Below are 9,615 nucleotides of genomic sequence, written 5' to 3'. Positions count from 1 at the left end.
ATAGGTGACTTTTTGGTGTGGTATAGGTGACTTTTTGGTGTGGTATATCTCTTGTATATACTATAAATAAAGGCTTACAGCAGATCTAAAAGCATTTAAAAACTTAAAAATTATTAAAAGCATTGGGAATGAAAAATTGCCCTTGGTTTTCGCTACGCTCAAACTCTATTGAATCTCGCTTTCGCTCGATTCGTGGGGCAATTTTTTAGCTCTTTCAGTTGTGACTTTGAGAAAAAGCAAAGGCAAGAGCAAAAGAAACTCGGAATTCGCTTTGCTCATAAAGCTTTTTACTCGCTACGCTCGATCTAGGCCCAATTTTCTGCATGTAATTTACGCTTATTTAGGCTTCACAGCCTAAAAAGCTGTTTTTCAGAGAGTCGAGGTGCGAATTTTGGTGCTTCGCTCGTAGACACTCGCTCTATTCATCCCGATTAGAATAAAAATAGTCTCTATTTGGCGCTCATTTGCGTTTTTTGATCTGATTACTCATTTCAATAGTGATTCTATGTCTTATGTAAAAATGTGGCTGAAATCGCATGTGAGAGCGTTTTAACTTAGGTTTTATTTTTGATCTGTAGGCTAGAGTTTTCGCTTATAGATTTTTCTCTTAAAAATACAATAGTCAGGATCTCTTTTGGCCAAGCACTATCTTTACTGTCAGTTAAGTCAATTAAATGGATTAGGAGCCGGTACATACCGGCAATTTTTGGTTCACACACCACGCATCTAAAGATAAAGGCTCCAAAGCCTTATCCTATAAGGGATACAGCGATTTTTCATCTATCTGGAAAGCGTTTACGCTTTTAGCATGATTTTTATTATTTTTCATAGGTTTAGCTGTAAACACGTTTTGTTGCAAATAAAGTGCAATATTTACTTACAAAACAATGAGATAGCTTGTAATCACCTTTGTTTACGTTTTTATGTAAATTTCTCTTTTTATATTAGATATTTAACCTGTAATCATTAAAACTTAAAACAGTGTTTACTTATATTTGATAGTTACTTTTTAAAAATTAGGTGCTTAGATTGAAAACAAATTGTAGGAGTTTTTCATGAACAGTACTCGAACCGTTGCCGTCAGATTAGACAATCAGGTCGCACAAGAATATGAGCGTTTGGCTCAGTTGAAGGGCGATAAATTAGGGACTTATCTGCGGGATCTTCTGACCAGTAATTTACAGATGGCCAGTATTGAACGGCAGGCCAATCGGATTGAAACATTGGTGAATGATTTTGAGAAGCAAATTAATTACTCCCTCGATAAGTTTACTGAGGCCAATTATTTAAATGAAAAATTCTTTGAAGACTTTGGCCATATATATATGTTTCAAATTGGGATGCTGATGCATCTAAAAGTCGATCGAGGAGACATCCAATTAATGCAAACTAGAGGAAATGCATATGCTCAAAGGCACTATTTTGCGGGGGAAAAGCCATGAGCAATATTATTCAACTCTCTAAACCATGTGCTTTCTGTGATTCAAGGGAAAACGTACAGCTTTTTTCAGGGCTGATGCTTTGTGGGAATTGTCAGGAAAATATCCGGATTACCAATCCTGGCATGTTTGAGGCCAATGATCAGATTGAACAAAAAAACCAGAGTTAATCTGGTTTTTAATACAGTACTCTATTTTTATTTACTAAAAATTCTTTGGATTAATTATACAAGTTGTAACAACTTATATGATTATGAAAAAGAAGAAGAAGATTATATTTAATTTACAATAAATGTATAATTATTGCTCGATAATATTAATGAGAGAAATATGGCAGGTTCACGTTCATGTTCTGTTCTTTATACAGCTTTTGATGTACAGATTTTTTCTGACGAGGTTTCAACAAAGACATATGTAGATTTGTTTTTGGATCTAAGTGGGAACCTTCGTGAAGTACCTTTGCAAGCTCGTTCCAATTACGTAAAGTTTGACAGTATAAAGCCTTTAAATGAAGATAAATTAGAGCATGGCTTTAGATGTGAGATCTTTAAAAGTACAGGGCTTACTAGTAATTTTAGAGACACGGTAGAATCTCAAAATGTAAAATTAGACACTAATAGATATATTCCGACAAACTATAAAGCAAACCCTAAAGATTTTAGTGCCGTTTTCTATCCATCAGAAAGAAAAATTATTTGTGAATTATCTTTTAAAAAGAATAAAACAGCGCATGCAATTGTTGAAGAATTTCTTAAAAAATTAGTTAATACACCTACACTAAATAATAAATTTAAGCGAATTGAAATAACGCCAATTTATGAAAAAATTACGGCTGATGATATTAATCATAATAAAACATTGACTTACGTTGAAGCAGTTATAAATAATATTCCTGATTCTTTTGATGATCTAAATATAGTTTTATCTGATAAAGATAGAATTTTCTTAAAAAGTCTGGCGGATAGTAACTTAGAGTCCTATTCTCAGGTTCTTAAAAGTAAAAAGGCAAAGTTTTTAGAACTAACTGATCTAAATAAAGATTTTATTAGATTAGCCATAGAATATGGATTTGTAAAATTTCATTATAAAAATATAGATAATCTAACAGAAAAGAAAAGCACGCTTAACATTTCACCATTCACAAAACGTTTAAAAATTTTTCCAGAAGACGTTTATGGAGATTTCTTAATACGAGAAACGAGAAAAATAGCAGAACAACTTTCTTAAGATTTTACATGATGCTATGCTAAATGAAATTAAAAAAAAGCCAACATTTACAAGATGTTGGCTATAAATTTACTAATTAAACAATTTTAGAAACTAAGTCTTTGATGTTAGGTATTTGTTTATTCAGCTGTGATTGGTTAATAGTTACTTTTTTACCATTCATATTTTTAGAAGGCCCTGAAGTAACTAATGGCATAGGAATACCTGTAACTCCTGAATATACAGATGCTGTATTAGCATCATTAACTTCTGCTAAAAACATTTGTTTAAATAGTCTCTCATTTTTTGGAGTAGGTGCATTTGATGGATGAGTCTGAAATACAGAAGAGTCCGACTTCCACAAACTCCAAATCTCTTCAGTTATATCATTTATTACTGACTTAAATGCACTTGCAGCACCAGCATTAGCCTGCGTTAATCTATTACCGATATACATATAAATTTTAGGAATAGTCATTCTAAATTGTTTACTATTTTGGAAGAATAATGAATCTGGTACACCAGGTTTATTTGATCCATATATTAGTGAAATCACATTTCTAATAGCTCGTAGAGATGATCCATCGGCAGTAAATGGAATCAATAAATTATCTGTGGCAGATAAACCAATAGTCGTATAGATAGAAAAGCTCGGATTAAAGTCTATAAAAAAAGTAGTATCTTGATTCTTAAAATTATCTTTAATACTCGTGATAAGATCAGCAATCCATAAGTGCACTTTCTGCCAAGCATCTCCTGGACCAGAACGCGTAGAAGAAATAATACTATCTGCCTGTAATTCTAAAGAATTATCGCCTGCGACTAAATACAAGTTTTTCTCAATTTTTTCATTGAAATCATTGACTTTTGTCAGATAAAGATAACCCTTTTTAGGGTCGATGTATGGACTAATAATTCTCTCTTCAATATAACCAGAAATTGTATTCTTTTTAAGCGATTCAAGATTTTTATATCCATCTACTACACCGCCCAATAGCATCATTGATGAATTCGCTTGAGGACATAGATCGATGACAACTACAGTTTTTTCTGGATTTTGGACAGCATATTCTGCAGCTATTTGGAATGTTAAATAGCTTTTCCCTACACCGCCTTTGTTATTCCATAAACCATATACTGACATAGCAATTTCTCAGAAGATTAAACTTTAACGCATAGTAATGTATTTAAAATTAGTACTGTTACTCTTTCTTTAGGAATTAGAATGTTTTTAACATAAAAGCACGTTACTTAAAGTAAAAAAGCCCGACATCCTGTCGGGCTTTTCTAGATTGGGTTGCTCGTCTTGCTGATCTCGTGCTGCCCATTCCTTGCGCTACTTTCTTATTCTTGTTTTTCTGGAAACATCCTGTTCCCTATATAGCAATCATAGGATTAATGCCTTGAATTACCAATCCGCAAAATCCTTAAACTTATGTAAGTTTTAGCTTACAAAGTTGGCCTATTTTTATCCCAAGAGTTGTCCGCAGAAATTGGGGATGATTTAAGTCCTGAGAGGATTGATAACACACACTAAAGCTTGATTTTGATTAAATATTAACCGGTTTTATTGGCGAGAAGTATCAAATCTGCTCATAAAAAAGCCGACTTGTTTCCAAGTCGGCTTTTTAGGTTTTGCGTCCCAGTTTTTTATATCATAACTTTTTGAAATATAAAACTATTTTAAATCGCGTTTCGTATAAGCTCTATTATGTTAAATGGATCATCATTTAGTGTAATAATTAAACACTTAAAAGCATCATTACAGCTTTTATAAGAAATATTAAACTCGATAAAAATACATTTTTCCAAAGGAATTATTTAGCTCATATGGATTTTGAAAATATTCTAATCGTATTAGGTTTTTTTGCTTTTTGTGGCGGTTTAATTGATGCTGCCGTTGGAGGTGGTGGTCTTGTTCAATTGCCTGCGCTTATACATGCTTTACCGCAATACAGTTTAGCGACTGTTTTTGGAACAAATAAATTAGCTGTGTTAGCTGGAACGCTTTCCTCTATTTTTACTTATATAAAAAGAATAAAAATTGTATGGATACTGATGCTACCTACTATGGTTTCAGCATTTATCTTTGCCTTTTTAGGTGCTATGTCTGTTTCATTCATTCCCAAAGAATTGATGAAATATATTGTCTTTTTTCTTTTGGTATTAATGGCAATTTATACATTCATCAAGAAAGATTTAGGCAAAGTTCATACATATATTCAATGTGGTAAAAGGGAAATTCTATTAGGGATTTTTTTTGGTGCTCTCATTGGATTTTATGATGGGGTGTTTGGGCCTGGAAGCGGAAGTTTTTTACTTTTTCTATTCGTTAAATGTTTTGGATTCGACTTTTTAAATGCTTCTGCTTCAGCAAAATTAGTGAATTTAGGAACATTTAGTGCTGCACTACTATTTTTTATACCCTCGGGTCATGTTCTATGGAACATTGGATTGATAGTGGCTGTCTGCAATATGGTGGGTTCTATAGTAGGTTCATTTTTGGCTTTACGCTATGGAAGTGGTTTTATTCGAATATTCTTTCTTGTTCTATTAGTATTTTTAATTGGTCGAATGGGAATATCTATTTTCTTCCCATAATTAAATATTTCTAAAATTAACATAATACACCTTATACGAAATCAAAAATGGGAGCTTAAAGCTCCCATCTTTTGGATAATCTTTTCAAATAAGGCTAGGGTGAGCATCTAGAATTCGAATTATGTAGCTGCTGGTCCAGTTGGATAAGTTGATGATTTTGTCTGGTTACCTTACACCGCCTCCAGCGCGAGCAGCTCAGCCACCGTCTGCTTTCGTCGAATAAGCCGGGGCTCCCCATTTTCCATCAGCACTTCGGCAATCAGCGGGCGAGCGTTGTAGTTCGATGACATGGAGGCACCATACGCACCAGTGTCGTGCAATACCAGCAGATCTCCCACCTGTGCCTGCGGCAAGGATCGGTGTAACACCATGCCAGCGTCTCCCTGCGTAAACACATCTCCCGACTCGCACAGAGGTCCGGCAACTACTGTGTCAAACTGCAAGCCATTAACCGCTGTGCCATCAGAGTGGATCAACTCCATACCGTGGTAGGCACCGTATAGAGCTGGGCGAACTAGATCATTGAAGCCGGCGTCCACCATCACAAAATGGTTGGCACCCTGTTGCTTCGTAGCGCGTACTTCAGTGACCAACACACCAGACTCGGCCATTAAATAGCGACCTGGTTCTATTTCTAGTTTCACTGGGTGCTTCAGTAGTTGTTCCACAGCATGGCGTGCTGCATTCCATAATGAAAAGTAGTGCGCTATATCAATCGTGGGTTCACCAGTCTGATAGGGAACGGATAGCCCACCACCAGCCGAGATGGCGTGCAGGTCCAAACCCTGCGCATTCACTACTTTTACCAATTTCAGCATGGCACCGCAGACTTCTTGCAAGTGCGTGTAATCTACACCTGAGCCGATGTGCATGTGCAGGCCATGCAAAGTCAGGCTGTTTGACTTGATCTTTTCGCAGGCGCGTACTAGGTCGCCATGCCAGATGCCATGCTTGCTATACTCTCCACCAGTATTTGTTTTCTTTGAATGGCCATGCCCGAAACCTGGATTGATGCGTAACCACACCGGGTGCCCTGGGTTGACTGCACCCAATTGATCCAGCATGTCCATGGAGCCACAGTTCACAGGAATATTTAGTTCCACCACGCGCGCAAGCGTAGCGCGGTCTAGCAGATCAGCCGTAAACACAATGTCTGCGTGCCCGTTGTGCAAGCCCGGCGTAAAACCACTAGCTAACGCACGTTCGATTTCACCCAAAGATACCGAGTCCACCACTACGCCCTGTCGCTTCATGAGGCGAAGGATGTGTGTATTAGAATTGGCTTTCTGAGCGAAACGTACTACATCAAACAACTGCAGAGCGGCAATCTGGCGCGTAATGGTGTCGGCATCATAGATCCACAGCGGGGTACTGAATTGCTGGGCCAAAGGAGCGATGGTAGTGGGAGTAAAAGGATTCATAAATAGATGATTTCCTTCATAGTCAATTCAATCATAGATGATCTCCTTCATGGTCAATTCAATCAATGCTATTCTTATTATTTAACTATTCAATATTGATATGAATTTAACTCATCGCCAGCTGACGATGTTTCGCGCCATCATGCTGCACGGCAATCTGGGACGTGCAGCCGACGCGTGTGCGTCAAGCCAGCCTACTTTGAGTCGCGAGCTGGGGCGTTTGGAGCAGTTACTGGGGTTTAACCTTTTTGACCGGGTGCGGGGCCGATTAAGACCTACCGTGCGGGCACTCGCGCTGATGCAGGAAGTAGAACGCTCGTTTATAGGCTTGGAACAGATCGCAGCGCGAGCCAGTGAATTGCGCACGCAAGCGACAGGTCGCTTGCGCATTGCGTGTTTACCGGCATTGGCCCATGCCTTGGTACCGCGCGCACTGGTATATCTCTCACATACACATCCTGAACTAGGAGTCAGCGTACATCCCTTAGAGTCGCCTTGGTTGGAACAAGCCATGAGTGAACAACGTTTTGACCTGGGGTTGAGTGAAACCCAAAAGGCACCTGTTGGAGTTACCTTGCAGCCCTTACTGAAAGTTAATGAAGTGGCTGTTTTGCCCCGTGATCACAGCCTGTGCCGCAAGGCACGACTGCAACCACGCGACTTTACAGGCGAGCGCTTCATCAGCCTCGCGGTTGGCGACCCATATCGAACCGCCATTGATGCGATGTTCGAGGACGCTAAAGTACATCGCGTAACCTTGCTTGAAACCACGAGTTCAGTGGCTGTCTGCGCCATGGTGCGTCAAGGCCTTGGCGTTGCCATCGTAAATCCGTTTACCGCAATGGAACTAAGCGGACCGGACCTAGTAGTACGGTCGCTTACTGTTGCCATCGGTTACCAGGTGAATATGCTTCTTCCGGAAATAGCAGCTCCGCACCCCCTGCAGAGCGTTCTCGCAGACACCGCCCGCAAAGCCAGTGCAGACCTGAGCCACCTTGACCAGTGTTTTTATTAGAACTAGAAACTAGAGGATTTGTTACACAGGATCAATTAATCAGATGACATATTCTCTCATTTTTATATCCGGAAAATTTCTTTTAATCTAAAGATTTTCTAATATTAACATAATACACCTTATACGAAATGCGTTATAATTATCTATAGAAATCAATGCTGTAGTTTCTAGTTTATAACCCGAACGTCCCTGTTCGGGCTTTTTTTATGATTTTTCACGTTCCACGCCTATTCTTTGATCAAAGTTCCACAGCTTTGATTAGTACACCTAAACAAGCCTCTTAGCCATTCGGCAAGAAAAACCGGCTTAACCATCCTCTTTTCGGCTGCTCCGGTTCAACCGGCTCCGGAACTGGAATACGCTTATTTTCTGTTTCGACCGGAGTAGTCAATCCGTCATGTTTCGGCTCAGGTTCTGACCGAGGATCCGTTACTATATCTTGGCTAGGTTTCTGATCGGTAAACGTAGTCATATTGGTTTTTGGGGCTTCTAGCAGTCGTTGTATAGCTTCTATTTGATTGTCTTTTGCTTCTAGCTGTTCTCGTTGGAAAACTTCTCGCTCATGTGCAAGTTCTAGCTGTTTTTTTAGTATGTCTACCTGCTGTTTTAGCATGTCTACTTCTGTCTCTTTTTGTACCGTAGTAGACTGTAACGGGGTTACATTATTATTTTTATTAGATGGTTCGCCAAATACTCTTATGGCTTCAGATAAATCTATTTTCCCATCACTATTTTTTGATAAATCTCCTTTATTTATACGCTTATAAATACTTTGTCGATTCATCCCATAAAGTTGTGATAACTCAATAACAGATAGTGCTTTCATTATGTAACCCAAGTAAAAATCTGTATGCTTTTAGACAATAATTAATCATGTAACGTTACATCAGTAGTTTAACGATAGCCAACTTTTTCAAGATAAGGATGTAATTCTTGAAACTTAGCAGGATCTTGAAGCATTTCAGCAATTCTTATTGCAAACTGTTGATAGCTTTCAGTGCCCTGAGAGTATTTCCCCATTTCAGGTAATTCCGAAAGCTTGTTAGCAAATAAGTGGCGTTGAGCATCTGTTATTCTGGAAAAAATATCTAATGTATTGGGATCTTTCTTACGTTCTATTGCTTTGTTCTGATTTCTTTTTTGTTTGAAGCTAAAAGAGAACCCAGAAATAGAGCGACCTTCTTTATGCTGTTCAACTTTAACGATGATATCTGTATGTTCATTTATTTGTTTTACTGCTGATTCAAGTACACGTCGTTTAAATGTATCTAGTCTTGGGTAATCATCTGAAGTTAAGCCAAGCTTCGAACGAAAGTCAGAAACTTCAAATATAGGAGTGTTACCGACTTCACGCCATGCTATAAGCAACTCATAGAGTCGAATGGCATATTTTCCTGTTAATTGGGTAACTTGTTTTAACTGATAACTTGTAAATTGTTTTTCTAAACGTGTAATTAAAGGGACTACATCCATTGTAAAAGTAACCTCTAAGGTTGCAGCATCATCAATATAAGAAATATTTTGAACCCATCGAGAAATTACTTTCTTTGATTTTCCTGTTTTTTCATCAATTGTTTGGTAGCTAAACTGTCTACCAAAAAGGTTAGTAACTGCTGTTTTTAGGGCTTTGTAGGCGGCATGCTTACTAACATTAAATCTGCTCATATAGTCACTGGCATGGATCCGTAGCCTAGTGTTTGCATCAATCCCTGTTTTTGTTTCTCTTGCTTGTAAGATAGCCAGTAGAATTAACCGTTGTTCTACGGTATCTAAATTATAACTCGCATTAATTAAAGCATTATCTTTTACTATTAATTCACTGGTAGGCATTTGCTACACCTTTATTATACGTGGTGTTATTACACCATCATTAATCAATGGTGTAAATAGGTGACTTTTTGGTGTGGTATAGGTGACTTTTTGGTGTGGTATA

The 9,615-nt window shown here is 37.9% G+C and carries 9 protein-coding genes; 5 read left to right on the top strand and 4 right to left on the bottom strand.

Annotation, left to right across the window (positions count from 1 at the left end; translation table 11 throughout):
- The first annotated feature begins 1,055 nt into the window (after positions 1-1,055).
- From F895_RS18690 to F895_RS18695, 3 genes are all read left to right on the top strand, one after another.
- The gene (locus F895_RS18690; RefSeq protein WP_005237886.1) at positions 1,056-1,442 is read left to right on the top strand and encodes a hypothetical protein; all 387 of its coding nucleotides are present in this window, start codon (positions 1,056-1,058) and stop codon (positions 1,440-1,442) included.
- Complete coding sequence (locus tag F895_RS20005) at positions 1,439-1,609, top strand: hypothetical protein (protein ID WP_005237885.1); 171 nt, start codon at positions 1,439-1,441, stop codon at positions 1,607-1,609. The genes F895_RS18690 and F895_RS20005 overlap by 4 nt, the downstream gene beginning before the upstream one ends.
- 160 nt (positions 1,610-1,769) lie before the next feature.
- Entirely contained in the window at positions 1,770-2,666 is an 897-nt protein-coding gene (locus F895_RS18695; RefSeq protein ID WP_005237879.1) for a DUF4747 family protein, read from the top strand.
- Between the two features lie 76 nt (positions 2,667-2,742).
- Here the strand turns inward: F895_RS18695 and F895_RS18700 are convergent, their stop codons facing one another.
- On the bottom strand, positions 2,743-3,789 hold the full coding sequence (locus F895_RS18700; RefSeq protein WP_005237878.1) for a ParA family protein: 1,047 nt from the start codon (positions 3,787-3,789) through the stop codon (positions 2,743-2,745).
- A gap of 686 nt (positions 3,790-4,475) precedes the next feature.
- On the opposite strand from F895_RS18700, the gene F895_RS18705 reads away from it, so the two are divergent.
- Complete coding sequence (locus tag F895_RS18705) at positions 4,476-5,246, top strand: sulfite exporter TauE/SafE family protein (RefSeq protein ID WP_005237877.1); 771 nt, start codon at positions 4,476-4,478, stop codon at positions 5,244-5,246.
- 170 nt (positions 5,247-5,416) lie between these two features.
- Here the strand turns inward: F895_RS18705 and lysA are convergent, their stop codons facing one another.
- The gene (lysA, locus tag F895_RS18710) at positions 5,417-6,667 is read right to left on the bottom strand and encodes a diaminopimelate decarboxylase (protein WP_005237876.1); all 1,251 of its coding nucleotides are present in this window, start codon (positions 6,665-6,667) and stop codon (positions 5,417-5,419) included.
- Between the two features lie 100 nt (positions 6,668-6,767).
- Here lysA and F895_RS18715 point away from each other — a divergent pair, with 100 nt between their 5' ends.
- Positions 6,768-7,682 (top strand): LysR family transcriptional regulator, encoded by a 915-nt coding sequence (locus F895_RS18715; protein WP_005237875.1) that lies wholly within the window; start codon positions 6,768-6,770, stop codon positions 7,680-7,682.
- Between the two features lie 280 nt (positions 7,683-7,962).
- On the opposite strand, the gene F895_RS18720 is transcribed toward F895_RS18715, so the two are convergent.
- On the bottom strand, positions 7,963-8,508 hold the full coding sequence (locus F895_RS18720; RefSeq protein WP_005237874.1) for a plasmid replication DNA-binding protein: 546 nt from the start codon (positions 8,506-8,508) through the stop codon (positions 7,963-7,965).
- Between the two features lie 68 nt (positions 8,509-8,576).
- Complete coding sequence (gene repM, locus F895_RS18725) at positions 8,577-9,512, bottom strand: replication initiation protein RepM (RefSeq protein ID WP_005237873.1); 936 nt, start codon at positions 9,510-9,512, stop codon at positions 8,577-8,579.
- Positions 9,513-9,615: the final 103 nt, after the last annotated feature.

The sequence above is a fragment of the Acinetobacter sp. CIP 64.2 genome (assembly GCF_000369645.1).
In the GTDB taxonomy this organism is placed as follows: Bacteria; Pseudomonadota; Gammaproteobacteria; order Pseudomonadales; family Moraxellaceae; genus Acinetobacter.
This window is presented reverse-complemented; position numbering and strand designations above follow the sequence as displayed.